The sequence below is a fragment of the Achromobacter maghribensis genome, from assembly GCF_057334215.1.
Genome location: NZ_JBHFII010000017.1, coordinates 216,546 through 217,058, shown reverse-complemented (window position 1 = coordinate 217,058; position 513 = coordinate 216,546). Strand labels below are relative to the sequence as shown.

Genomic DNA, 513 nt, shown 5'->3' with positions numbered 1-513 from the left:
CCGCCGCATGGCTGATCGGCGCGGCCAGCGGCGGACGTGATGTACTGCAACCGCTGTCGCATCTGGCGTCGCGCGGCGGTGCGCCGGCGGGCACGGCGGCCACAAGCGGCGAAGTCCATTTCACCCGCGTGCGCAACAACGCCGAGCTGGACGCGCTGCTGGCGCAAAGCCGCCAGCCGGTCATGCTGGATTTCTACGCCGATTGGTGCGTGTCGTGCCGCGAAATGGAGCGCTTCACCTTCACGGATCCCGGCGTGGCGCAACGCATGTCGGGCATGTTGCTGGTGCAGGCCGACGTGACCGCGAACAATGCCGACGACCGCGCGCTGCTCAAGCGGTTTCGCTTGTTCGGCCCGCCGGGCATCATGTTCTTCGAGCCGGGCGGCAAGGAATTGCCGGACGCCCGCGTGGTGGGTTTCCAGGACGCCAAGCGCTTCACGGAATCGCTGGACAAGGTGCTGGTGCGCTGACGCCCGGGCGTATACCATGGCTGCTGCGCCGCGTGGGCGGCGC

General features: G+C 68.6%; 1 protein-coding gene. It reads left to right on the top strand.

All coding sequences use genetic code 11. From position 1 onward, the window contains the following. Positions 1-470: thioredoxin family protein (locus ACE039_RS07815; protein WP_485822047.1), on the top strand; the 470-nt coding region annotated here is incomplete at its 5' end. Positions 471-513 lie beyond the last annotated feature (43 nt).